The following is a 22,912-nucleotide window of genomic DNA, read 5'->3' as shown; positions in this document are numbered from 1 at the left end:
CACACATATATAATACAGCTATAATACAGCCCCTTCCCATGACCCCCGACACAATCCTCGAAATCCTCGGTTTCACCGTAGGGCTCCTCTACCTCTGGTGGGAATATCATGCCGACCCCAAAGTCTGGCTCGCATCCGTCGTCATGCCCATGATTTCAATGTGGATCTACTACTCCAGAGGCCTCTACGCCGACTTCGGAATCAACATCTACTACCTCCTCATAGCCGTCTACGGCTTCATCTCCTGGACCCGCGGCACCTCCGGGACACACCGCAGTCCCCGCCCCATCACCCATGCCCGCGCCGGAGTGTGGGCCGGAGCCGCCTGCGCCATGCTCCTTCTCTGGGGACTGATATGGTGGATCCTCGTCAGCTTCACCGACTCCACCGTCCCCGTCGCCGACGCCTTCACCACAGCCCTCTCCATCGTCGGGCTCTGGATGCTCGCCCGCAAATATGCGGAGCAATGGCTCGTGTGGTTCGTGGTCGACATCGTCTGCAGCGGCCTCTACCTCTACAAAGGCCTCGGCTTCTACTGCATCCTCTATGCCATCTACACCGTCATCGCCCTCCTCGGCTACCGCAAATGGCTCCGCATGATGAAGGCGCAGCCGCAAGGGTAGTGGGGGCGCCGTGGCCGCGCAGGATTGTTAAAATATCAAAAGTTTATGATTTTTAGCAAAAATATGCGCGGAAATAGCTTGGATTTGTAGCAAAATGCTTAACTTTGCAGCGATTTCTGATGCTTAACTCACAAAAAGGAATCGTTCACGTTATGACCTCATCAGCTACAAAAGCCCCGGAGGTGATTAAGTTCACCAAAATGCACGGCATAGGCAATGACTACATATATATCAACTGTATGGAATCAATGCCCGACCGGCTCCCCGAGCTGGCCATCGAAATGAGCGACCGCCATTTCGGTGTCGGAGGCGACGGCATCGTACTGATATGCCCCTCCGAGGTCGCCGACTTCAAGATGAGGATGTTCAACAATGACGGGTCGGAAGCCCGCATGTGTGGCAACGCCTCCCGTTGCATCGCCAAATACGTCCATGACCACCATCTCACCGACCTCTCACGCATAAGCCTTGAAACCCTCTCGGGTATCAAGGTTTTGTCGCTTAATATGAGCAGTGACGGAGAGGTCGGCAGCGTCACTGTCGACATGGGCGAGCCCGAGCTCACCGCCAAGGCCGTCCCCGTCATCTCCGGGACAGAACGCATGATAGAGCAGGAAGTCCCCACCTCCGCCGGGCCCGTCAAAGTCACAGCCGTCTCGATGGGCAACCCCCACGGAGTCATCTTCGTCGACCGCATCGAGGATGTCGACTTCGACCGCCTCGGCCCCGAACTCGAACGCCACCCCATCTGGCCCGACCGCGCCAACATCGAATTCCTCCAGGTCATCTCCCCCGCCGAAGCGCGCATGAGAGTCTGGGAGCGCGGCACAGGCGAGACACTCGCATGTGGCACCGGAGCCTGCGCCTCAGCCGTCGCCGCCGTCCTCACAGGCCGCTGCGACCGCCGCCTGACCATCCACCTCCGCGGCGGAGACCTCATCATCGAATGGGCTCCCGGAGGCCACGTCATGATGACCGGCACAGCCGCCGAAGTCTTCGAAGGCAGCTATCACCGACAACGTTGACCGGAAAGCCCTCTCCGCGTAGAGAAGGCTCCCGCGGGACCACCCACCCCCGCAACCACCGTTTTATACCCGGCAAGGGCGTGAAAGGGCGCACCGCTTTTATTTTCCAAAATGTAAGGAACAGGATATTAGATCGACACATATATATAATTCATCAGGTAAAGAAAGATGTTCAGGATCAACGACAATTTCACCAAACTCCCCGCCTCCTACCTCTTCAGCGAAGTGGCCCGCAGGGTCAAGGCCTACGCCGAAGCCCATCCCGGCGTAGAGATCATCCGCATGGGCATCGGTGATGTCACCCGTCCCCTCTGCCCCGCAGTCATAGAAGCCCTCCACTCAGCCGTCGACGACGAAGGACGCGCCGAAAACTTCCACGGCTACGGCCCCGAGCAGGGCTATGCCTTCCTTAGCGGTAAAATCTCGGAATACGACTACAAGAGCCGGGGAATAGACATTGAACCTGACGAAATCTTCATCAGCGATGGAGCCAAGAGCGACACCGGCAACATCGGCGACATCCTCTCCACCGCCAACCGCGTGGCAGTCACCGACCCCGTCTACCCCGTCTATGTCGACACCAACGTCATGGCCGGACGCGCAGGCAGCCTCGGCGAGGACGGCCGCTGGAGCAACATCGAATACCTCCCCTGCACAGCCGAAAACTCCTTCGTCCCCGCACTCCCCGTGGGCAACCCCGACGTCATCTACCTCTGCTATCCCAACAACCCCACCGGCACAACCCTCACCCGCAGCCAGCTTAAGGTATGGGTGGACTATTGCCGCGAACACGGCGTCCTCCTCCTCTTCGACGCCGCCTACGAGGCATACATCCGCGAGGCCGACGTCCCCCATTCAATCTACGAGATAGAAGGCGCAAAGGAAGTGGCCATCGAATTCCGCAGCTACTCCAAGACCGCAGGCTTCACCGGCATACGCCTCGGCTACACCGTCGTCCCCAAAGCCCTCAAAGGCCTCGACAGCAACGGCGACAAAGTAGCCCTCAACCCCCTCTGGCGTCGCCGTCAGACCACCAAGTTCAATGGCGCGAGCTATCTGACCCAGCGCGGAGCCGAAGCCCTCTACACCCCCGAGGGACAGCGCCAGATGAAAGAGAGTGTGGACTACTATCTCGAAAACGCAGCCATGCTCCGCGCCGGTCTGGCCGAGGCAGGCTACGAGGTGGTCGGCGGAATCAATTCCCCCTACATCTGGTTGAAGACCCCCGGAACCATGACCTCATGGGAATTCTTCGACTATCTCCTCGACCGCTATCATATCGTAGGCACTCCCGGCAGCGGCTTCGGCCCCGCAGGAGAAGGCTACTTCCGCCTGACAGCCTTCAACACCCACGAAAACACCCGCCGCTGCGTGGAACGGCTCTCAGGAAAATAATAAACTGAATAAAATAAGTACAATCACATAATTTCTTAATCCCCCAGAACACATTATGTCAAGCTTAAGGTTTAAAGTTGTAGAAGAAGCGTCCAACCGCAAGGCTGTTCCCGTGAACATTCCCGCCGAACGCCCGCAGGAGTACTACGCAAGCAAGGTTTTCAACCGTGCCAAGATGTATGAATATCTTCCCATCGAGACCTACAAGGCCCTCATCAACGCCATTGACAACAAGCAGCCCCTCTCGCGCAAGGTTGCCGACAGCGTAGCCGAAGGCATGAAGCGATGGGCCATCGACAACGGTGCCCGCCACTATTCCCACTGGTTCCAGCCCCTCACGGAGACCACAGCCGAAAAGCACGACGGCTTCGTGGAGCATGACGGCAAGGGTGGAATGGTCGAGGAATTCTCAGGCAAGCTTCTCGTGCAGCAGGAACCCGACGCTTCGAGCTTCCCCAACGGCGGTATCCGCAACACCTTCGAGGCACGAGGCTACTCCGCATGGGACATCTCCTCGCCTGCCTTCCTCATGGACAACACCCTCTGTATCCCCACCATCTTCATCTCATACACAGGCGAATCCCTCGACTACAAGACCCCGCTCCTCCGCGCCCTCTCGGCTGTCGACAAGGCCGGTACCGCAGTGGCCCGCTACTTCGACCCCAATGTGAAGCATGTCACCTCCAACCTCGGTTGGGAGCAGGAATACTTCCTCGTTGACGAAGCCCTCTATGCCGCACGCCCCGACCTCATGCTCACAGGCCGCACCCTCATGGGCCATGAATCAGCCAAGAACCAGCAGCTTGAGGACCACTACTTCGGTGCCATCCCCTCGCGCGTCGAAGCCTTCATGCTCGACCTTGAAATCGAAGCCCACAAGCTTGGCATCCCCGCAAAGACCCGTCACAATGAGGTTGCCCCCAACCAGTTCGAGCTTGCTCCTATCTTCGAGGAAACCAACCTTGCCAATGACCACAACATGCTTCTCATGTCGCTCATGAGCGAGGTGGCACGCCGTCATAACTTCCGCGTGCTTCTCCATGAGAAACCCTTCGCAGGCATCAACGGCTCGGGTAAGCACAACAACTGGAGCCTCAGCACCGACACCGGCACCCTGCTCTTCGCCCCCGGCAAGACCCCGAAAGAGAACCTCCAGTTCATCACCTTCGTGGCCAACGTCATGGCAGCCGTCCATCGCCACAACGCGCTCCTCAAAGCCTCTATCATGTCCGCGACCAACTGCCACCGTCTCGGCGCCAACGAGGCACCCCCTGCCATCATCTCCATCTTCACCGGCAGCCAGCTCGCCGAAATCGTCAACAAAATCAAGAACTCCGACAAGGACGAGCTCATCGCTCTCGCAGGCAAGGAGGAGCTTGACCTCGGCGTGGCACAGATTCCCGAGCTGATGATCGACAACACCGACCGCAACCGCACATCCCCCTTCGCCTTCACCGGAAACCGCTTCGAGTTCCGTGCCGTCGGTTCGAGCGCCAACTGCGCGTCGGCTATGATCGCCCTCAATGCCGCCGTGGCCGAGCAGCTTGCCGACTTCAAACAGAAGGTCGACTCACGTCTTGAGGCAGGTGAGGACCTCCAGCACGCCCTTCTCGCTGAAATCAAAGCCCTCCTTCTCTACTCCGAGGCAATCCACTTCGACGGCAACGGTTATTCCGACGAATGGAAGGAAGAGGCTGCCCGCCGTGGCCTCGACTGCGAGACCAATCCCGCCCTCATCTTCGACGCATACCTCCGTCCCTCGTCAATCGAGATGTTCCGCAAGACAGGTGTCATGAACCATGTCGAGCTTGAGGCCCGCAACGAAGTGAAGTGGGAGATGTATACCAAGAAGATTCAGATTGAGGCCCGCGTCCTCGGCGACCTCGCCATCAACCATATCATCCCCGTCGCAACACGCTATCTCTCGATTCTCCTTGACAATATGGTGAAGATCCGCACCCTCTTCCCCGGCAACAAGGGCGAGGAACTCTCATCGCAGGATGCTGTCACCGTAGAGAAGATTATGCGTCACTGCTCTGTCATCAAGGAGGAAGTAGCCAAGATGGTCAATGCCCGCAAGGAAGCCAACAAGATTGAGACCGAACGCGAGAAGGCCCTTGCATATTCGCGTGAGGTTGCCCCGATTCTTGAAGTGGTGCGCTATCACATCGACAAGCTCGAACTCCTCGTCGACAATGAGATGTGGCCCCTCCCCAAATATCGCGAACTGCTCTTCATCCGCTAATCCTATATTGATGTAATCTCTGAATAAAACCGAAACCGAAATAAAGTTCCGCTCTTCCCTGCTGTCCCCAACATGGCCACAGCAGACGGGGAGCGGCTCTTTGTTGGAAATAAATCATTATCTTTGCAAGGCAACATAATCTTATCATCTATACCCGGAATATGGAGATTCTGAAACACGAATGTGGTGTCGCGATGGTGCGACTGCTCAAACCGCTGGAATATTACAAACAGAAATACGGAACATACGCCTACGGTATCAACAAGCTCTATCTCCTTATGGAGAAGCAGCACAACCGAGGGCAGGAAGGAGCCGGAATAGGCGTGGTGAAAATGCACTCCGTGCCCGGAAATGAATACGTGTTCCGCGAAAGAGCGCTCGGAAAGGATGCCATTCAGGAAATATTCGAGACTGTCAAGACAAAGGTCGAGAAGGCAGGGCTTACAGACCGCGATGCGGAATGGGTGGAGCGCTATGCTCCTTTCATCGGTGAGATATACATGGGCCACCTCCGCTATTCGACCACCGGAAAGAGCGGTCTGTCGTATTGCCATCCCTTCCTCCGTCGCAACAACTGGCGCTCACGCAATCTCCTGATGTGTGGCAACTTCAACATGACCAATGTCGACAAGGTATTTGAAAGCGTTGTCGCCTGTGGTCAGCATCCGCGCATATTCAGTGATACGGTTGTGCTTCTCGAACAGCTCGGCGATGCGCTCGACAAGGAGAACCACCGCATCTACCGTCAGTATCGCGAATCAATGGATGGTCAGAAGCTCACCCGTGCGATTGAGGACAACCTCGACATGAAACGTGTGCTGTCCGCCACGGCTCCCCAGTGGGACGGTGGATTTGTCATCTGCGGTGCCACCGGTTCGGGTGATATGTTCGCCCTCCGTGACAGCCACGGCATCCGTCCGGCCTTTTATTATCACGACGATGAGGTCGTGGTGCTTGCATCGGAGCGTCCTGTCATCCAGACGGTCTTCGATGTCCCTCGCCGTGCGGTTCGTGAGCTTGCTCCGGGAAGCGCGCTGATTGTGACAAAGGCAGGACAGATGAGCGTGACCGACGTTCTTGGCGAGGCCGAGAATCAGCGTTGCTCGTTCGAGCGCATCTATTTCTCGCGCGGAAGCGATGCCGACATCTACCGTGAGCGTAAGCAGCTCGGCTGCAACGTCGTTCCGGCAATCATGAAGAGCATTGACGGTGATCTTGACCATTCGGTGTTCTCCTTCATCCCCAACACAGCCGAGGTCGCTTTCATCGGAATGGTAGGGGGACTGATGGCGGAACTTGACAAGCGTAAGGCCGCGGAGATTCTTGATGCGCAGAAAGCGGGAACCCTCACCCCCGAAACTCTTGCCGCCATCATGAACCGTGACCTCCGGGTGGAGAAAGTGGCTATCAAGGATATAAAACTGCGCACATTCATTGCCGAGGGTGATTCCCGTAATGACCTCGCGGCCCACGTCTATGATGTGACCTACGGAATCGTGGAAAACAATGTCGACAATCTCGTGGTCATCGACGACAGCATTGTCCGCGGAACGACTTTGAAGCAATCCATCCTTAAGATGCTCGACCGTCTGCATCCCCGCAAGATAGTCGTCGTGTCCTCTTCGCCACAGGTGCGTTATCCCGACTACTACGGTATCGACATGTCGCGTATGGGCGAGTTCATCGCCTTCCGTGCGGCAGTCGAGTTGCTGAAGGACCGCGGCATGGAAAATGTGCTTGAGGAGACCTACCGTGAGTGCAAGGCGCAGGAGAAGCTTCTCGACATAGAGGTGAGAAACTGCGTAAAAGCCATCTATGCTCCGTTCACGCAGGAGGAAATTTCCCGCAAGATTGCGGAGATGCTCACCGCCGACGGTTCGGTCAGCGCTGAGGTCGACATAATCTACCAGAGCCTTGAAGGACTCCGCGATGCGATTCCATCGTGTCCCGGCGACTGGTACTTTTCCGGCGATTATCCCACCCCGGGAGGCATCCGGCTTGTCAACCGTGCTTATATCAATTATTACGAAGGAAATACAGAAAAAAGATGAAACCTCCGGCCTCTCCTCCGGTTTCCGTCATGCTGACGGGACTGCTGACAGCTTTTATAATTTCAGTTTGGTCAATGTCTGCCTGCGGGCGGACGTTGACCAAACGGCTGTATATACCGATGCCTGTCGAACTGCGTGATTCTTCTCTCACTCTCTCCCTCGGCTCAGACACATCTGTCGGGACACAGCTCGTCGATATGCGTGGAGCAATGGCCGGGATAGGGGAGCGGCCGGGGCTTGCGACGGCCTATTGGGGGATTGACCTGATTGGTGGAAATGACACGCTTCGGCTGACGCTGCGTCATGGCAACAGCGCTTTCGGGGATTTGCTCGACAAACGCGTAAACATGCTCACTGCTTCTATCGGCGGGAGGGTGGTGGAGGAGAAGGATGTGGCGCAGTTCGAATCCTCTTCAGGCGTTTACAATACAATCCGTCTGACCATTGACCGCGAAAATCAGGAATTGACGGTTTCGGGTGGCGGAAAGAGCGTAGCCGACATATTCACAATTCCTTTACGACCGATGGAAGTGCCTGTGGAGTTGAGGGTGTGGAGTCGCGGTATACTCACACTGTCATCCGTCTCGATGGAGAGCGCATTTTCCCCTCAGAAGACCTTGGCTACCGCATGGACGCAGGATAGTCTCACGGCCTATCTTAAAAATTCCAATGACCCGCTCGAAGGCTACTGGCAGTATCTCGACCGCGAGAACGATCCGCAGTATGCTCGTCCGGGTGGTCGCTATCTGCTTGTCGTTGTCCGTTCTGCCGCCGGCAATGAGTTGGAAGAAGATACCGGCTATGACATTATATATGTGTCAGGCGCGGAGACTTATCGTGACCGCTGGTCACCGATGATGCTCAAAGGCCGTCTGCATCCGACCATTTTTCAAGACCATTACGATTTGCATTGGATTGACTCCTCTTTTGAGCCTATTGAACGTGATATTCACGCCAATGTCACGGATGGCTCAATTCTCAGCCTGTCATTCCCGTTGCTGAAAACCACCCTGCGTTTTTCAAAAATGCCATTGAAATGAGTGGCATTTCAATGGCATTTATTGGGGCCGGTGCGTTCGTTATTAACGATTAACGCGCCATTACATTATGTTTATCCATGCGCTGATGTATTTTGTCTGGCATACGCGCTACAGCGCGTCCTACAAAAGCGACAGTACATTCATACAATAAATACAGGTTGCCTACAGACTGCCTATGACGAGGAAGGTGAGGCCGATAAGCAGCAGTGTGAGGTCGATGAGTTTGAGTTTGATATTTTTCTCATGGAGCGCTATGACGCCGTAGAAGAACGACACAATCACGCTTCCGCGACGTATCATCGACACCACGGCTATCATCGAGCCTTCTATTGAAAGACTGTAGAAATAGGCGATGTCTGCAACGGTGAGAAAGAGGGAAATCAACGGGATGGTCCAACGCCATTGGAGACGTGTCCCTCCTTTTTTGCCTTTGAGGATGAGTCCGATGGTTATGCCCATTATCACCATCTGATAGAGCGAATACCATGCCTGGACTTCGAGTGGCTCGTAGCGGGTGAGGAGATATTTGTCATACAGGGCACTGACTGCGCCCATCGCGGTTGCACCTATGGCCATCCATACCCATTTGTTTGATTTCAGCGAGAATCCCTCCTTGCCTCCGACACGGCTGATGAAATAAAGTGACCAGAAACCGAGAATCACGCCTGCCCACTGCCAGAGATTCAGACGTTCGCCGAAGAGGAGCAGGGCGCCGACGAGCACCATGACAGGTCGCGAGGCATTGACCGGGCCTGCGATGGTGAGGGGAAGGTGTTTGATGCTGGCATATCCGAGTAACCACGACGACAGCACTATGCCTGATTTCAGCAGGATAGCGCCGTGGCCTTCAAGGGTGTTGCCCAAACCGTAGTTGCCATGACAGATACCGATTATGATAACCGGAAGCATGAAAAGCGAACCGAAGACTGTGTTGAGGAAGAGTACGCCGAGCACACTGTTGCGGTCCACCGACAGTTTCTTCATCACGTCATAAAATCCGAGGCACAAAGCCGATAATATAGCAAGTCCTACCCACATAATTCTTAAAAAGTATATGTTTCTACAAAAAATCGTGCAAAGTTACTAATTTTCGTCCGAATTCAGGCATTTTGATGCGGTTGCCCTGCTCAAATCGCGCTTCATTTTGTGTATTGAGAAAAATTATGCTAACTTTGTGGGATAAAAACTCTAAAGAAATCAGCAATGAAATTCACAGTTCCAAGCAAGACGCTTCATAATTTTGCCTCTTCGGTCAGCAAGGTTATCAACGCTAAAAACGCGCTGACCATCCTTAATAATTTCCTCTTTTCAATCGAGGGAAATGTGCTGACAATCACCGCTTGTGACGGTGAGAACATCCTCTGTGGCCGTATTCCCATCATGGATGTGGAGGGTGAAGGCGAGTTCTGCATTGATGCCCGCCGTATTGTCGAACTTCTGCGCGTCATGCCCGAGCAGGAGCTGAATTTCGATATTGACGATGCCACTCTCGCAATCGAGATGTCGCACCCCAACGGTTCCTACAAGTTTATGGGTCTCAAGGGCGCTGAATATCCCCATCCCGACCGCAGCAACCAGTCGGAGAACACTTTGACTTTCAAGGCTCCCGGTTCGGCTCTTCTGCGCGGTCTTGAGTATACATCATTTGCCGCCGGAACCGACATGCTGCGTCCGCAGATGATGGGTGTGTATTGGGACATCAAGCCCGACAAACTCGTTTTCGTTGCGACCGATACCCACAAGCTTGTCCGCTTCGAGGATTCGAGCCTTACCCCCGATATTCAGGGCGCTTTCATCCTTCCCAACAAGTCGACAAATGTGTTCCGAAGCGTGTTCACCCGCGATGAGGAAGTGACTGTCACCCTCGACCCGCAGATCGGTGTGATTTTCGAAACTGACACCTTCCGTTTTGAAAGCCGTCTGGTCAAGGGTCGTTTCCCCGACTACACCCGTGTTATCCCGGAGAACAATCCCTTCACTCTTACTGTCAACCGCCACCAGTTCACCACTGCTGTCCGTCGGGTGAGCCTCTTCGTCGACGAAGGTCACGGTCTCATCAAATTCAACATCACCCCCGAACGTCTTACCATCAAGGCTTCCGACAACGAATACAACACTTCCGGTGTCGAGAACCTTTCGGTTGATTTCACCGGCAAGAACATGATTGTCGGTTTCAGCTCGTCGTATCTCTCGGAACTTGCGGGTGTGCTCTGGACTGAAGACATAATCTTCAAGCTTGCAGACCCCTCCAAGCCTGCCGTAATCGTCCCGACCGAGGACAAGGCCGACACCCGTCTGACCATGCTCCTCATGCCGATGAACGTGACAGACTTCTAATCATCAATTTGTCAAAAAAATCCCTACAGTAGCAGATGCAACTGAACCTGAAGAAACCGATCGTTTTCTTTGACCTTGAGACGACCGGTGTGGACATTCTCCATGACCGCATAGTTGAAATCTCTCTCATCAAGGTCCTTCCCGGAGGTGAGGAGATTGAGAAGACACGCCGTGTCAACCCGGAGATGCATATACCTGAAGAGGCGACCGCCGTCCATCATATCACCGATGAGGATGTGGCCGGAGAGCCGACCTTCCGACAGATTGCGCGTTCGCTCGCAAACGAGATGACCGGATGTGACATCGCGGGCTATAATTCCAACCGTTTCGACATTCCGATGCTCGACCAGGAATTTCAGCGTGCGGGTGTGAAGTTCGATTTCTCGAAAGCCCGCTTCATTGACGTGCAGACGATTTTCCACAAGAAGGAACAGCGCACCCTCGTGGCTGCCTACCGCTTCTATTGCGGAAAAGAGCTTGACGGCGCACATTCGGCAAATGCCGACACCCGCGCTACCTACGAGGTGCTCAAGGCGCAGCTTGACCGCTATGACGACCTCCCCAACGACATGGAGGAACTCAGCAAGTTTGCCCGCACCAACCGCAACGTGGATTTCATGGGCCGTATCATCATGGACGACAATGACCGTGAGATTATCAACTTCGGCAAGTATAAAGGGAAAACTGTGGTCGAGGTGTTCAAGAAGGATCCGTCGTACTACGACTGGATTCTCAAAGGCGATTTCGCGCAGAATACCAAGGACTGTTTCACCCGCATCAAACTCCGCATGAAATGAGCGCTCTTTCCGGAAAGCACATTATATTGGGCATCTGCGGTGGCATCGCAGCCTACAAATCCGTGTCGCTTCTGCGTCTGCTCGTGAAGGCAGGGGCGGAGGTGCAGGTGGTAATCACCCCTGCGGGCAAACAGTTCATAACCCCGGTCACTCTCTCGTCGCTGAGCCAGAAGCCGGTGGTGAGCGAATTTTTTACCGCCAACACCGGGGAGTGGCATTCGCATGTCGACCTCGGCCTTTGGGCTGATTGCATGGTCATCGCTCCGGCCACTGCCTCGACCATCGGAAAGATGGCCCACGGTATCGCCGACAATATGCTCGTGACGACCTATCTCTCTGCCAAGTCGCAGGTGTTCGTGGCTCCGGCAATGGACCTCGACATGATGGCACATCCCTCGACCATAGCCAACATCAATCTCCTCCGTAGCTATGGCAATATCATCATCGAGCCGGAAAGCGGAGAGCTTGCCAGTGGTCTCGTCGGTAAGGGACGCATGGAAGAGCCGGAGAAAATCGCGGCTGTTCTTGAAGCATATTTCTCGAAGAAGGCTGATTTGAAAGGCAGGAAAGTGCTCATCACAGCCGGTCCTACCCATGAAAAGATTGACCCTGTGAGATTTATCGGCAACTATTCTTCCGGTAAGATGGGCTATGCCCTCGCCGAGGAGTGTGCCTCGCGCGGAGCGGAAGTGACGTTGGTCAGCGGCCCTGTGTCGCTCTCCATCAGCCATCCCGCCGTCCGGGTGGTGAAGGTAGAGTCTGCGAAAGAGATGCTTGCTGCCTGCGAAGAGGCTTTTGCTGACAGCGATATCGCTGTGATGTGTGCCGCAGTCGCTGACTATGCTCCGAAAGAGGTGGCTGACCGCAAGATCAAGCGCGAACATTCGGAAGTTCCGGTGATTGAGCTTGTGAAGAATCCCGACATTGCCGCCACTCTCGGCCGCTCGAAGCGTCAGGGCCAGCGTCTCGTAGGCTTCGCTCTGGAAACAGACCATGAGCTTGACAATGCCCGCGAGAAGCTTTCGCGCAAGAATCTCGACATGATTGTGCTCAACTCCATGCGTGACAAGGGTGCAGGTTTCGGAACAGACACCAACAAAGTCTCAATCATCAAAGCTGACGGCTCACGCGAGGATTTCGGCCTGAAGCCGAAGCGAGAGGTGGCCGCTGACATTGTCGATACCATACTTACTCTATGAAACTGATCCTCTCCCTCATATTTTCCATTCTCGGCTTCTCTGTGCTGCAGGCTCAGGAGCTGAACTGTCGCGTGGAGGTCAATGCCGCGCAGCTCGAAGGCTCCAACAAGAGCATTTTCGAGACCTTGCAGACGGCTATCAATGAATATGTGAACACCACGCGGTGGACCCAGGCTCAGTTCTCTCCAAACGAGAAAATAGAGTGTACGCTGCTCTTCACCATTTCCAAATACGATGAGTCGACCGGCACGATGGAAGGCACCTTGCAGGTGCAGTCAAGCCGTCCGGTCTACAATTCATCCTATCTGACCACGCTCATAAATTTCAAGGACAACAACATCGCCTTCACCTATACGGAGGGCGAACCGTTGTTGTATTCCGAGACGAGCATGGAGAGTCAGTTGACGCAGATACTGAATTTCTACATCTACCTAATCCTCGCCGTTGATTTTGACTCTTTCTCTCCGAGGGGAGGAGACCAATTCTTCGAGCGCCTCGAAACCATAGTCCATCAAGGACAGTCGTCGGGCGAGACGGGGTGGAAAGCTTTTGAGGATACGAAAAACCGTGCTGCTGTCTTGGCCTCGTTCACCGACCCGTCAACCCGCACCATCCGGGACCTCTACTATACTTATCATCTTCAGGGCCTCGACCAGATGTCGGTCAGCCCGGATAAGGGCAGGAAGACGATTGACGGTACGCTTGACATACTCAACGACGTTTTCAAGGTCGCCCCGATGTCCGTAGGCCTTTCGATGTTCAAGGATGCGAAACTCGACGAACTGGTCAACATATATTCCAAGGCTCCGGCCGATGAACGCGAACATGCCTATCAGCTCCTTTCGCCTATGTTCCCGACCGAACAGACTCGGCTTGAGAAAATCAAGCAGGGCGACACTCAGTGAACCTCTGCGACTGTAAATCTGTTTTCACACAGCTTTCTAACCTCTAATCATATCAAAATCCGTGCTTGAATCACTCCACATATCGAACTATGCGCTCATTGACCTCATAGACATAAGGTTTCATGAGGGATTTAACGTAATCACCGGCGAGACCGGTGCGGGCAAGTCTATCATTCTCGGAGCCTTGTCGCTGCTTTTGGGAAGCAGGGCCGACACTCGTGTCGTCACCAATCCCGAAGCCAAGAGCGTGATTGAGGCCGTCTTTACAGTCGATGGTTATCCGTCGCTGAAAGAATTCTGTCTCCGCGAAGACATAGAGTGGGACGACGAGCGCTGCATCCTCCGCAGGGAGATTTCTCCGGCAGGACGTTCGCGCGCGTTTGTGAATGATTCGCCGGTTCCGCTCGTGAAATTGCGGGAGGTGAGTATGCACCTTGTCGACATCCATTCGCAGCATCAGAATCAGCTCCTTGCCACTCCCGATTTTCAGCTTGATGTCATCGACACGCTTGCCGGAAATGCAGGGCGCTTGCGTAACTACCGCTTGCGCTACAATTCGCTGCGCGAGGCGGTGAAGAGGCTTAAAGTGATGCGAGCGAGGGTTGAGAAGTCGCGCGAGGATGAAGAATTCACGCGCTATCAGCTCGAACAGCTTGAAGAACTGGACCTTCAGCCGGGCGAACAGCCTGAACTGGAGCGCGAGAGGGATGTCCTCAACAACCTGAGCACTATCAAAGCCGCTCTCGCAAAGGCTGTCGGAGCGCTTGACGGCGACGAGGGTGGAGCCTTGGGCATGGTGGATTGCGCGGCTGAGGCGTGTGAGGAGATTGAGGAGGTGCTTGAGGCATCCGACAATATCGGCGAGCGTCTTGAGTCTGTCCGTATCGAGATTTCCGACATTGCAGCGACCCTTTCGTCAATCGACGAGAACCTCGGGGCTGATCCTGCAACCCTCAACGCCATTGAGGAGAGATTGAGTGCCATATATTCGCTTTGCCACAAGCATCACGTCGAGAATGCCGATGGTCTCATTGAACTGCGCGACAGTCTCCGTGCCAAACTGAAAGCCCTCGACAATTCCGACGGGATGATTGAGGAACTGGAGCGGGAAGCGCGTCGCGCCAAGGCTCTCGCAAAGGAAAGCGCACTTGAGATTTCGGCTGCGCGCAAGCAGGCTGCCGAGCGTTTCGGCAAACGTCTCGCGGAAGTGGCGATGCCTTTGGGCATGAAAAACCTTCGCTGTGAGATTCGTGTTTCGCCTGCCGATATGACCGCCACCGGAATGGATGTGGTGGAATTTATGGTGGCGTTCAACAAGAATCAGCCTCTGATGCCTGTCGGGACCACTGCTTCCGGAGGTGAAATCTCGCGTCTGATGCTCTCCATCAAGTCAATCATCGCCTCGAGTATGCAGCTTCCGAGCATCATCTTTGATGAGATCGACACTGGCGTGTCGGGCGATGTGGCCAACCGCATGGGTGTCATGATGCGCGACATTTCCCGCACGATTCAGGTGACAACCATCACCCATCTGCCGCAGGTCGCCTCGAAGGGTGCCCATCAGTATCGCGTCTACAAGGAGGACGACGAACATTCGACTCATACGCGCATCTCTCTCCTCACCGATGAGGAGCGGGTGCGCTCCATCGCCTCAATGCTCGGAGGCTCGGAAATCGACGAAGCCGCAATCGCCGCCGCCCGCAGCCTCCTCTCGCAGAAATAGGAAGAGCAGCCCCGGCCGGAAATCCCGGACCTGTCCGACCAGTCCGAAAAGTCCGACCAGTCTGAAAAATCCGACCCCTCTGATATTAGATTGCCTGATGGCCTTCACCCCGCCCCTCCTCCCAACCCCCAAACGAACTCAAAACCCCAAACACGATATATAAATAATGGAAAAAAACGATTATATCTACGGCATCAGAGCTGTCATGGAAGCCATCGAGGCCGGTAAGGAAATCGACAAGATCTTCGTAGCGAAAGACCTTCAGGGCGATCTCGCCGCTGAATTTCTTGCGCTTGCCAAGGCAAACAGGGTAGTCATACAGCGTGTACCGGTCGAGCGCATCAACCGCATTACCCGAAAAAATCATCAGGGCGTGCTTGCGATGATGTCGGCCATCACCTACCACCGTCTCGACCACCTTGTGCCTGAGCTCTACGAAGCCGGTATCCTTCCCTTCATTGTCATGCTCGACGGCATAACCGACGTGAGAAACTTCGGTGCCATCGCCCGTACATGTGAATGTGCAGGTGTGGATGCCATCGTGATTCCCGAACACGGAAGCGTTTCGGTTGGTGGCGATGCCATCAAGACCTCTGCCGGAGCATTGCACCACATCCCCGTGTGCAGAGTCTCGTCAATCGCATGGGCTGCAAAATTCCTGCGTGAGAATGGCTACAATGTCGTTGCCGTGACTGAAAAGTCGGACATGAACTATACAGAGGGTAACTACAGTGACCCTGTTGCAATCGTCATGGGCGCAGAGGATGTTGGCATCTCTCCCGAGGCCATGAAGCAGTGTGAGACCCGCGTGGGCATCCCGATGTTTGGCAATATCGGCTCACTCAACGTCTCGGTCGCTGCGGGAGTCATGATCTACGAAGTGGTCCGCCAACGCCTCGCCGCCAACCTCGAAATCATCTGACGACCTATCCGGAAAAATTCGACTGTGCATACTTCTGCGGGAAAAAATTCCTGTAGATTATAAGTGTCAAAAATCAGATATATTACTAAAAGAATCAGTCTCGACCCAAAAATGATTGAGACTGATTCTATATTTATTACCGGATAATTTTGTTGTCGTAATTCGGTGGGCTTTAGACACTTTTTGCAGATGCTTACAGGCATTTGCCCATTGTTGTGATGAGGAGTATTTTGGTGCCGTCGTTGGTGGTGGTTCCGAAGAGCATTTTGTCGCCTCCTTCCTTGACTTTCAGTTTGGTGACGAGCTGAGGGGCTGTCAGAGGGAAGTTGCGGGTTGCGACGTTGATTGTCGGGTGAGATTTTGCGATGGATTTGACGGTCTGTTTTGAAAACGGCAATACTTCCTCGATTTCAAAACATTCTCCCGGGAAGACATCAACTTGCTCCTCGGAGGTGAACAGGTTTGTGTTTGGATGAAGTCGGCCCACATTGTAGCGTTCAGGGATAACTTTCATGCCTCCTCCTTTCATCACGGCGGGGTACGGCTCGTAGAGGTACATTCCCGGACGCGGTGTCAAAAAAATCTGTTCCGCTTCTTCCGCGAGTCCGGGTATGAAGCCGAATTCAGTGCCGTTGACTGTCTTTGCCTCAATTGCAGTTATCTTAGGGGTTACAGTCTCGGGGGAAGTCGCATTGATGATGAATACAACTTCCTTGCATTCTTTTGTGGTACCGATGACCGTGACCGCACAGTCACGGCGCAGTTCATTGACCGCCGCCTTGATGTCGATCATCGGGGAGGCTTTGACAATCAGTGTCGAGCAGTGCGAGAGGATTGTCGGAAGAGCCGGAATGATGTCGGGCGAGCAATCGCGCAACGCGAAGTGGCGCCCCGCGGAATCGCGCCGGGCGGGGTCGACGAATATCACGTCGAAATGCTCCTGACAGGAGTTTATGAATGTAATGCTGTCGCCCTCCACAATCCTGACGTTTCCTAGACCGAGGGCTTCGACATTGTGGACGGCTGTGAGATAGGCTTTGTTGTCAAGCTCGACTGCGGTGACACGGCCGGCTTTGCTTGCGAAGTGAAATGAGTCAATCCCCAGTCCGCATGTCATGTCGAGGACAGTCGAGCCGTCGGGAATCATTGACGCGTGAATTCCGGCGACGGCATCGGAAGTCGCCATTTCGGCGACAGCGAGTGACGGGAAACGGAAATCCTGATTGCGAAGGGTGTCAGGCAGTTTTGAGGCTGTCTTGTAGCGGCACTCCCGTTGCAGTATTTCCTCCATCATCACAGGGTCGCCGTGATGCTTGAGCCGGAGCTTGTTGAAATCCTCTTTCACCCGAGCACGTTCTTTTTCGGAGTGGAGGCCTGGAAATCCTTGATATAGTTGGGGACGCTGTATGCGATGTCCATGAAATCGCGCTGCGAGTAGGCGCGCTCGGCAAGTGCTATCATGTCGATTGCAAGCGGGTGGATGTCGGGTATGAACTGCACGTTGGGAGCCGTGATAAGTTCGCGCGCCTTGTCGGAACCGTTGCCGAAAAGAAGCACCTTGCGGTTGGATGCGATGATGTCGGCATAGCTCTCCGGCGAGAGTATGAGTGCCTGCTGGGGCATCACTTCCTGCAGCGCGAAGTCAAAGGCGGCCGTGTAGACCTCCATGCGCCTTGCATCAATCATGGGGACGAAGATTTCGTCACCTTCAAGTTCCTGCGTGAACATTACATTGCAAGCCATGATGCGCAGGGTGTCGATTCCGATGAGGGGAATGTCGAGCGAGTAGGCGAGGCCCTTTGCTTCCGACAGACCGATACGCAGGCCGGTGTAGCTGCCCGGTCCGGTAGAGACTGCGACGGCCTCGAGTTTCAATTCCTTCTCGCGGGCGAAATCGAGGCAATATTTGATGTAGTCACTCAGAAGTGCGGCGTGGTTGCGTCCGCCCCCCTCTTCCTGATGGGCAAGGACCATGCCTTCGGCGGTAAGCGCCACCGAGCAGTGGTCGGTCGATGTGTCGATATTTAGTATTACGGCCATGTTTCTAACGCTCTCTTGATTCTGATTGGTCGCGGGAATCGTAGTGTCCCGCGTCAAAATTTAGGACAAAGTTACTTGTTTATCGTGAGAAAATTGTAATTTTGTGGTAAAAATCATCCCCGGTTCGCATTTCACAGTGGAAAGCCCCGATAACCGGGCTATAAAATTACGCCTTATCATGTTATATTCAATGACGGGATTCGGGAAAGCCGTGACGGAGCTTCCCGGCAAAAAAATTACGGTAGAAATCAAATCGCTTAACAGCAAGCAGATTGATATTGCCGCGCGTGTGCCGTCGTCGTTGCGCGCTCAGGAACTTGAAATGAGAAACCGTGTGGCTGCAATTCTCGAACGTGGAAAGGTCGATATGACCGTCTATGTGGAGAATGTGACAGGTGATGCATCGGTGAAACTTAACGTTGCCGCTTTGAAGGCTTATAAAGAGGATGTGGAAAACACTGCTGCTGAACTTGGTATTTCCGTCCCGCAGGATTGGTATGGTGTCTTGATGCGTTTCCCCGATGTCATGAAGAGCGAGACACCCGGCGAGGCCGACGAGACCGAAGTGAGCGGGGTGATGGAAGCCCTGGATGCTGCCGCCGAACGTCTGATGGCTTTCCGCCGGACTGAAGGGGAGAAACTCGAAAGCTTTTTCGCGACCCGCATCGAACGCATCCGCCAGCTTCTCACACTCGTGCCTCAGTTCGAGGAGGAGCGTGTGGCAAAAATACGCACCCGCATGGAAGAGGGCCTTGCCAAAATCCACGGTGTTGACTATGACCGCAGCCGTCTTGAACAGGAGCTCTTCTTCTACATTGAGAAACTCGATGTCAACGAGGAGAAGCAGCGCCTTGCCCAGCATCTCAACTATTTCATCGAGACAATGGAGGGACCCAAAGGGCAGGGCAAGAAACTCGGTTTCATCAGTCAGGAAATGGGTCGCGAGATAAATACACTCGGTTCCAAGAGCAATCATGCTGAAATGCAGAAGATTGTGGTGCAGATGAAGGATGTGCTCGAACAAATCAAGGAGCAGGTGCTCAACGTGATGTAAGATTGACTCAACCATATACGATTTCACCTATGACAGGTAAAATAATCATCATATCGGCTCCATCCGGAACAGGAAAATCTACAATAATCTCTGCGCTTCTTGACAAGGGCGAGATTGACATGCAGTTCTCAATCTCAGCCACCAACCGCCCTCCGCGCGGTGAGGAGCAGCATGGTATCAACTATTATTTCCTCTCTGACGAGGAGTTCAAAAGTTCAATCGAGGATGATGCCTTTGTTGAATTCGAGGAAGTTTATCCCGGCAGATTCTACGGCACATTGAAAAGTGAGATTTCACGTATCACCGGTGAAGGCCACAATGTGATTCTCGACATTGACGTGAAAGGTGGTGTGAATGTGAAACGGATGTACGGCAAGCAGGCCATAAGCATCTTTATCCAGCCACCGAGCCTTGAATCGTTGCGCGCGCGTCTGACCGGCAGGGGCACTGATGCTCCCGAAGCCATCGAGCAGCGCCTCGCGAAAGCTGAATATGAACTGTCGTTCGCTTCTGACTTTGATTGCGTTGTCGTCAACGATAATCTTGACCATGCGATAGCCGAGGTTGACGCCAGAATCAAGAATTTTGTCGGCTGAAAGTGACAAGTCCTTTCCGGCTCACTGACCTGCCGATATTCTGACAAGCATTTTTTCAACTTAAAGAATTTGAGACATGACGATAGGTATCTTAGGTGGATCTTTCAATCCCGTGCATATTGGACATCTGATGCTTGCAAGCTATCTGCAACAGTTTGCAGGGCTGGATGAGGTATGGCTTACACTTTCGCCGTTGAATCCGCTCAAAGTCGGTTCGGACGAACTTATCCCCGACATTACCCGTCTGAAAATGCTTGAGATAGCCACGGAGAAAGCCGAAGGGCTTAATGTGTGTGACTACGAGCTGACAATGCCGAAGCCATCCTACACCATCAACACTCTCCGCTATCTTGCCAAGCGCTATCCGCGTCACACTTTCAAACTCATAATCGGAAGCGACAACTGGAAGATTTTTGACCAGTGGAAGGATCATGAGGCAATCCTGTCGGATTTCGGTGTCATCGTCTATCCGCGTCCCGGCTATCCTGTCGGTACCATCTATGAGGATGGAGTCGACGTGGTGAATGCTCCGATGGCAGACTTGTCGAGCACCTTTCTGCGCAAAGCCATCGCAAAAGGAAAGGATATGAACTATTTCCTCCCTCACGGTGTCTTTGATTATATCAAACAAAACAATCTTTATGGAGCTAAGTCCTAATTCACTTGCTTTCATTGCGCTTTGCAATGAATTCTGTCTGGCCGTCGAAAATGCGCGCGAGTCAAACCGTAATTCTTTCGTCGCATCGATGCTCAGGCTTCTTCCGCGCATCTATATATCTGCATCCGACCTGAAACCGGCTCCTCTGCTTGACGAGGAGGATGCCTACATCGAGAGTTTTCTCGACGAGGACTACTATGAGTCCATCCGCCGTCAGATTGAAAACCTTCTAGGGGAGGATGACGTGTATCTTGAAGTTTTCGAGGAGGATATGAAGTATTCCGACACGCCGATCGGCATGAGTGTGGCGGAGGGTATCTGCGATGTGTTCCAGGTGCTCTACAATTTCATTGTCATGGTCAAGGATGCTCCGGAGGAAATAATCAACTCTGCCTTGACAGCCGTCAAAGATGATTTCGGGGCATATTGGAGCCAGCGCGTGTGCAATCTGATGCGCCCGCTCAACAACATCTACTATTCATCCTCTTCAGACGATGAGGATGATGACGACAATCTCTGAACACTAACCTTAATAAAGAATAATCCACCACTTATGTCAATTTTAAAAGAGAATACACCTGTCGGGTTCTGCAGCGACCACGCCGGCTATGAGATGAAAATGGTTCTTGAAGGCTATTTTGACTCCATGAACATTGAATATAAGGATTTCGGCACATATTCGGCTGACAGCTGTGACTATGCCGATTTCGCTCATCCCTGCGCTTTTGCAGTCGAGAATGGCGAAGTCTATCCCGGTATCGCTCTCTGTGGCTCCGGAAATGGCATCGGCATGACACTCAACAAGCATCAAGGCATCCGTGCTGCGCTCTGCTGGAATGTCGAGCTTGCTGAACTCGCACGTCGTCACAACAATGCCAATGTCCTCGTGCTTCCAGCCCGCTTCATCGACAATGTGACTGCAATCAATATTGTTGAAACTTTCCTGAACACTCCATTCGACGGTGGCCGTCACGAACGCCGTGTCGAAAAAATTCCTGTACCAGAGAAATAATCCTCACCTAAACGCATAAATACAAAAATCCGGAAGCGATAGATGGAAATCCATGTCGCTTCCGGATTTTTTTTATTGGCAATTGGTTTTATATCGTATCCATAAAGTCTCGTCTCCGACCCGCTTGACGCTTTCGAGCGAAAGTCTTGTGGGGATATGGTTCATGTCGGCTATGCCGTCGAAGACTGAGGTCTGACCTTTGCGTCCGTCAATGCCGGGGGCCAGCAGTAGGCTCACTTCGTCAATCAGTCCGGCTGCGAGGAAACCGCCGTTGATATGTCCGCCGCCAAGGACGGCCATGCGCTTCACGCCGAATTCGGAGTGCAGGATTTCCATGGCTTTTGGTAAGTCGATGGCATTTTGGCCGACACAGATATATGAAATGCCCTGATTTTTGAGCATTTCAAGATATTCCAGCGATACTTGTTCGCTGACAATGCAGACGAGTGGTGCGCCGTCAATCTCAGATGCCGGCCAACGCAATTTGCCGTAGGTGTCCACCGCGACCATATATCCGTCCGAGTCAACGGCCTTATAGACCGATGTCATTCCGACCGGAGTCGGGTCAGTGGCTACGAATGGTTCTTTCAATGCACTGTAGTGTTCCATTGTGACGCGGCCTTCAAGCTGGGTCGGGCAGTTGAGCTGTTCGAGGGTATCATAATACTCGTCGCCACTGATCTTGTCGACCATCGAGCAGTCGATGCGTCCGTCAATTGATGCCACGATGTGGCAGACTATGTAGGGGCTTTTCATTTTGTGTTTGGGTTTAATGGTCCGTAAAAATATGAGGGTGTGGCCCCTCCGTCGATAAGAAAATCTGCGCCGGTAATGAACGCGCCTTGCGGACGCATCAGCAGTTCGGCTACGTTTGAAACTTTGTTCATTTGATTTTATCCGCCTGATTTTATTCATATCTCTGTATGATTACGCTATTGTTCAGTTTTCGGATACTGCAAAATTAATATCTTTCCAATTCCCTTGACTAACCATTTATATGGATTATCTTACCAAATATGGATTGTTTTGTCAATTATGAATTGGATATATCTTATTGGAAGTAACATGAAATTATTGGTTATAATTATTTTCTTTAAGCATATATCCGATTGATATTCATGAGGAGAGTAGATTTTTTCATGACGGGCATCGAAGGTGTCCGATAATACCACACGAGGGAATTGGTTATTATCGGACATCTTCGATGCCCGTGGCTGTGTTGTTGTGCATTATCCCCCCACACCTTCGCGCGCCGCAATTTCGCCCTGCGGGCTTCATTGCATCGCGCTC

The 22,912-nt window shown here is 53.3% G+C and carries 21 protein-coding genes and 1 pseudogene; 17 read left to right on the top strand and 5 right to left on the bottom strand.

The annotated features are described in order from the left end of the window. Positions 1-38: 38 nt before the first annotated feature. The 6 genes from pnuC (at position 39) to QZ310_RS07230 (ending at position 8,379) form a co-directional block, all read left to right on the top strand. Complete coding sequence (gene pnuC, locus QZ310_RS07255) at positions 39-623, top strand: nicotinamide riboside transporter PnuC (protein WP_297071841.1); 585 nt, start codon at positions 39-41, stop codon at positions 621-623. Between the two features lie 152 nt (positions 624-775). Continuing rightward, complete coding sequence (dapF, locus tag QZ310_RS07250) at positions 776-1,648, top strand: diaminopimelate epimerase (protein WP_297071840.1); 873 nt, start codon at positions 776-778, stop codon at positions 1,646-1,648. A gap of 168 nt (positions 1,649-1,816) precedes the next feature. Continuing rightward, a complete protein-coding gene (locus QZ310_RS07245; protein ID WP_297071839.1) occupies positions 1,817-3,043 on the top strand; it encodes an LL-diaminopimelate aminotransferase in 1,227 nt (408 codons plus the stop codon). Positions 3,044-3,098: 55 nt separating this feature from the next. Then, positions 3,099-5,288 (top strand): glutamine synthetase III, encoded by a 2,190-nt coding sequence (locus tag QZ310_RS07240; RefSeq protein WP_297071838.1) that lies wholly within the window; start codon positions 3,099-3,101, stop codon positions 5,286-5,288. Between the two features lie 161 nt (positions 5,289-5,449). Next, positions 5,450-7,339 (top strand): amidophosphoribosyltransferase, encoded by a 1,890-nt coding sequence (locus QZ310_RS07235; RefSeq protein ID WP_297071837.1) that lies wholly within the window; start codon positions 5,450-5,452, stop codon positions 7,337-7,339. Then, on the top strand, positions 7,336-8,379 hold the full coding sequence (locus QZ310_RS07230) for a hypothetical protein (protein ID WP_297071836.1): 1,044 nt from the start codon (positions 7,336-7,338) through the stop codon (positions 8,377-8,379). The genes QZ310_RS07235 and QZ310_RS07230 overlap by 4 nt, the downstream gene beginning before the upstream one ends. Before the next feature lie 162 nt (positions 8,380-8,541). Here QZ310_RS07230 and QZ310_RS07225 read toward each other — a convergent pair whose 3' ends face one another. Continuing rightward, positions 8,542-9,417, bottom strand: a complete 876-nt coding sequence (locus QZ310_RS07225; RefSeq protein WP_297071835.1) for an EamA family transporter — start codon at positions 9,415-9,417, stop codon at positions 8,542-8,544. Positions 9,418-9,582: 165 nt separating this feature from the next. On the opposite strand from QZ310_RS07225, the gene dnaN reads away from it, so the two are divergent. The 6 genes from dnaN (at position 9,583) to rlmB (ending at position 16,262) form a co-directional block, all read left to right on the top strand. Continuing rightward, entirely contained in the window at positions 9,583-10,716 is a 1,134-nt protein-coding gene (gene dnaN / locus QZ310_RS07220; protein WP_297071834.1) for a DNA polymerase III subunit beta, read from the top strand. A gap of 35 nt (positions 10,717-10,751) precedes the next feature. Continuing rightward, positions 10,752-11,513 carry a 3'-5' exonuclease gene (locus QZ310_RS07215; RefSeq protein WP_297071833.1) on the top strand — a complete coding sequence of 254 codons (762 nt, stop codon included), beginning with the start codon at positions 10,752-10,754 and terminating at the stop codon, positions 11,511-11,513. Next, positions 11,510-12,712 carry a bifunctional phosphopantothenoylcysteine decarboxylase/phosphopantothenate--cysteine ligase CoaBC gene (gene coaBC, locus QZ310_RS07210; RefSeq protein WP_297071832.1) on the top strand — a complete coding sequence of 401 codons (1,203 nt, stop codon included), beginning with the start codon at positions 11,510-11,512 and terminating at the stop codon, positions 12,710-12,712. The genes QZ310_RS07215 and coaBC overlap by 4 nt, the downstream gene beginning before the upstream one ends. Beyond that, entirely contained in the window at positions 12,709-13,617 is a 909-nt protein-coding gene (locus QZ310_RS07205) for a DUF4835 family protein (protein WP_297071831.1), read from the top strand. The genes coaBC and QZ310_RS07205 overlap by 4 nt, the downstream gene beginning before the upstream one ends. Before the next feature lie 61 nt (positions 13,618-13,678). After that, the gene (gene recN / locus QZ310_RS07200; protein WP_297071830.1) at positions 13,679-15,340 is read left to right on the top strand and encodes a DNA repair protein RecN; all 1,662 of its coding nucleotides are present in this window, start codon (positions 13,679-13,681) and stop codon (positions 15,338-15,340) included. A gap of 166 nt (positions 15,341-15,506) precedes the next feature. Then, positions 15,507-16,262, top strand: coding sequence for a 23S rRNA (guanosine(2251)-2'-O)-methyltransferase RlmB (rlmB, locus tag QZ310_RS07195; RefSeq protein WP_297071829.1), 756 nt, complete (start codon positions 15,507-15,509; stop codon positions 16,260-16,262). Positions 16,263-16,455: 193 nt separating this feature from the next. Here the strand turns inward: rlmB and QZ310_RS07190 are convergent, their stop codons facing one another. Together QZ310_RS07190 and tsaB are read right to left on the bottom strand one after the other, a co-directional pair. After that, on the bottom strand, positions 16,456-17,607 hold the full coding sequence (locus QZ310_RS07190; protein WP_297071828.1) for an RsmD family RNA methyltransferase: 1,152 nt from the start codon (positions 17,605-17,607) through the stop codon (positions 16,456-16,458). Further along, positions 17,604-18,302, bottom strand: coding sequence for a tRNA (adenosine(37)-N6)-threonylcarbamoyltransferase complex dimerization subunit type 1 TsaB (gene tsaB, locus QZ310_RS07185; protein ID WP_297071827.1), 699 nt, complete (start codon positions 18,300-18,302; stop codon positions 17,604-17,606). Before tsaB ends, QZ310_RS07190 begins: the two co-directional genes overlap by 4 nt. 178 nt (positions 18,303-18,480) lie before the next feature. Between tsaB and QZ310_RS07180 the strand changes: the two genes are divergently transcribed. From QZ310_RS07180 to QZ310_RS07160, 5 genes are all read left to right on the top strand, one after another. Beyond that, positions 18,481-19,356: a YicC/YloC family endoribonuclease gene (locus tag QZ310_RS07180; protein WP_297071826.1), complete on the top strand. Its 876-nt coding sequence runs from the start codon at positions 18,481-18,483 to the stop codon at positions 19,354-19,356. 29 nt (positions 19,357-19,385) lie between these two features. Then, positions 19,386-19,952: a guanylate kinase gene (gene gmk, locus QZ310_RS07175; RefSeq protein WP_297071825.1), complete on the top strand. Its 567-nt coding sequence runs from the start codon at positions 19,386-19,388 to the stop codon at positions 19,950-19,952. 76 nt (positions 19,953-20,028) lie between these two features. Continuing rightward, the gene (gene nadD / locus QZ310_RS07170; protein WP_297071824.1) at positions 20,029-20,610 is read left to right on the top strand and encodes a nicotinate (nicotinamide) nucleotide adenylyltransferase; all 582 of its coding nucleotides are present in this window, start codon (positions 20,029-20,031) and stop codon (positions 20,608-20,610) included. Beyond that, a complete protein-coding gene (locus tag QZ310_RS07165) occupies positions 20,594-21,130 on the top strand; it encodes a DUF5063 domain-containing protein (protein WP_297071823.1) in 537 nt (178 codons plus the stop codon). The genes nadD and QZ310_RS07165 overlap by 17 nt, the downstream gene beginning before the upstream one ends. Positions 21,131-21,163: 33 nt before the next feature. Next, positions 21,164-21,622 (top strand): RpiB/LacA/LacB family sugar-phosphate isomerase, encoded by a 459-nt coding sequence (locus QZ310_RS07160; protein ID WP_297071822.1) that lies wholly within the window; start codon positions 21,164-21,166, stop codon positions 21,620-21,622. A gap of 72 nt (positions 21,623-21,694) precedes the next feature. Here the strand turns inward: QZ310_RS07160 and QZ310_RS07155 are convergent, their stop codons facing one another. Then, positions 21,695-22,378, bottom strand: a complete 684-nt coding sequence (locus QZ310_RS07155; protein ID WP_297071821.1) for a dihydrofolate reductase family protein — start codon at positions 22,376-22,378, stop codon at positions 21,695-21,697. Beyond that, positions 22,375-22,506: pseudogene (locus tag QZ310_RS07150) on the bottom strand (short-chain dehydrogenase); the annotation flags it as partial. The pseudogene QZ310_RS07150 and the gene QZ310_RS07155, both read right to left, overlap by 4 nt. Positions 22,507-22,912: the final 406 nt, after the last annotated feature.

Origin of the sequence: uncultured Duncaniella sp. (assembly GCF_910577345.1) — a bacterium.
Lineage (GTDB): Bacteria > Bacteroidota > Bacteroidia > Bacteroidales > Muribaculaceae > Duncaniella.
The sequence above is the reverse complement of the archived record's forward strand: the minus strand, read 5'-3'. Positions and strand labels throughout refer to the sequence as shown.

Excerpts from the sequence above, each read along its gene's own strand:
- pnuC (WP_297071841.1), top strand. The coding sequence starts at position 39 with ATGACCCCCGACACAATCCTCGAAATCCTCGGTTTCACCGTAGGGCTC.
- dapF (WP_297071840.1), top strand. The coding sequence starts at position 776 with ATGACCTCATCAGCTACAAAAGCCCCGGAGGTGATTAAGTTCACCAAA.
- QZ310_RS07245 (WP_297071839.1), top strand. The coding sequence starts at position 1,817 with ATGTTCAGGATCAACGACAATTTCACCAAACTCCCCGCCTCCTACCTC.
- QZ310_RS07240 (WP_297071838.1), top strand. The coding sequence starts at position 3,099 with ATGTCAAGCTTAAGGTTTAAAGTTGTAGAAGAAGCGTCCAACCGCAAG.
- QZ310_RS07235 (WP_297071837.1), top strand. The coding sequence starts at position 5,450 with ATGGAGATTCTGAAACACGAATGTGGTGTCGCGATGGTGCGACTGCTC.
- QZ310_RS07230 (WP_297071836.1), top strand. The coding sequence starts at position 7,336 with ATGAAACCTCCGGCCTCTCCTCCGGTTTCCGTCATGCTGACGGGACTG.
- QZ310_RS07225 (WP_297071835.1), bottom strand. The coding sequence starts at position 9,417 with ATGTGGGTAGGACTTGCTATATTATCGGCTTTGTGCCTCGGATTTTAT.
- dnaN (WP_297071834.1), top strand. The coding sequence starts at position 9,583 with ATGAAATTCACAGTTCCAAGCAAGACGCTTCATAATTTTGCCTCTTCG.
- QZ310_RS07215 (WP_297071833.1), top strand. The coding sequence starts at position 10,752 with ATGCAACTGAACCTGAAGAAACCGATCGTTTTCTTTGACCTTGAGACG.
- coaBC (WP_297071832.1), top strand. The coding sequence starts at position 11,510 with ATGAGCGCTCTTTCCGGAAAGCACATTATATTGGGCATCTGCGGTGGC.
- QZ310_RS07205 (WP_297071831.1), top strand. The coding sequence starts at position 12,709 with ATGAAACTGATCCTCTCCCTCATATTTTCCATTCTCGGCTTCTCTGTG.
- rlmB (WP_297071829.1), top strand. The coding sequence starts at position 15,507 with ATGGAAAAAAACGATTATATCTACGGCATCAGAGCTGTCATGGAAGCC.
- tsaB (WP_297071827.1), bottom strand. The coding sequence starts at position 18,302 with ATGGCCGTAATACTAAATATCGACACATCGACCGACCACTGCTCGGTG.
- QZ310_RS07180 (WP_297071826.1), top strand. The coding sequence starts at position 18,481 with ATGTTATATTCAATGACGGGATTCGGGAAAGCCGTGACGGAGCTTCCC.
- gmk (WP_297071825.1), top strand. The coding sequence starts at position 19,386 with ATGACAGGTAAAATAATCATCATATCGGCTCCATCCGGAACAGGAAAA.
- nadD (WP_297071824.1), top strand. The coding sequence starts at position 20,029 with ATGACGATAGGTATCTTAGGTGGATCTTTCAATCCCGTGCATATTGGA.
- QZ310_RS07165 (WP_297071823.1), top strand. The coding sequence starts at position 20,594 with ATGGAGCTAAGTCCTAATTCACTTGCTTTCATTGCGCTTTGCAATGAA.
- QZ310_RS07160 (WP_297071822.1), top strand. The coding sequence starts at position 21,164 with ATGTCAATTTTAAAAGAGAATACACCTGTCGGGTTCTGCAGCGACCAC.
- QZ310_RS07155 (WP_297071821.1), bottom strand. The coding sequence starts at position 22,378 with ATGAAAAGCCCCTACATAGTCTGCCACATCGTGGCATCAATTGACGGA.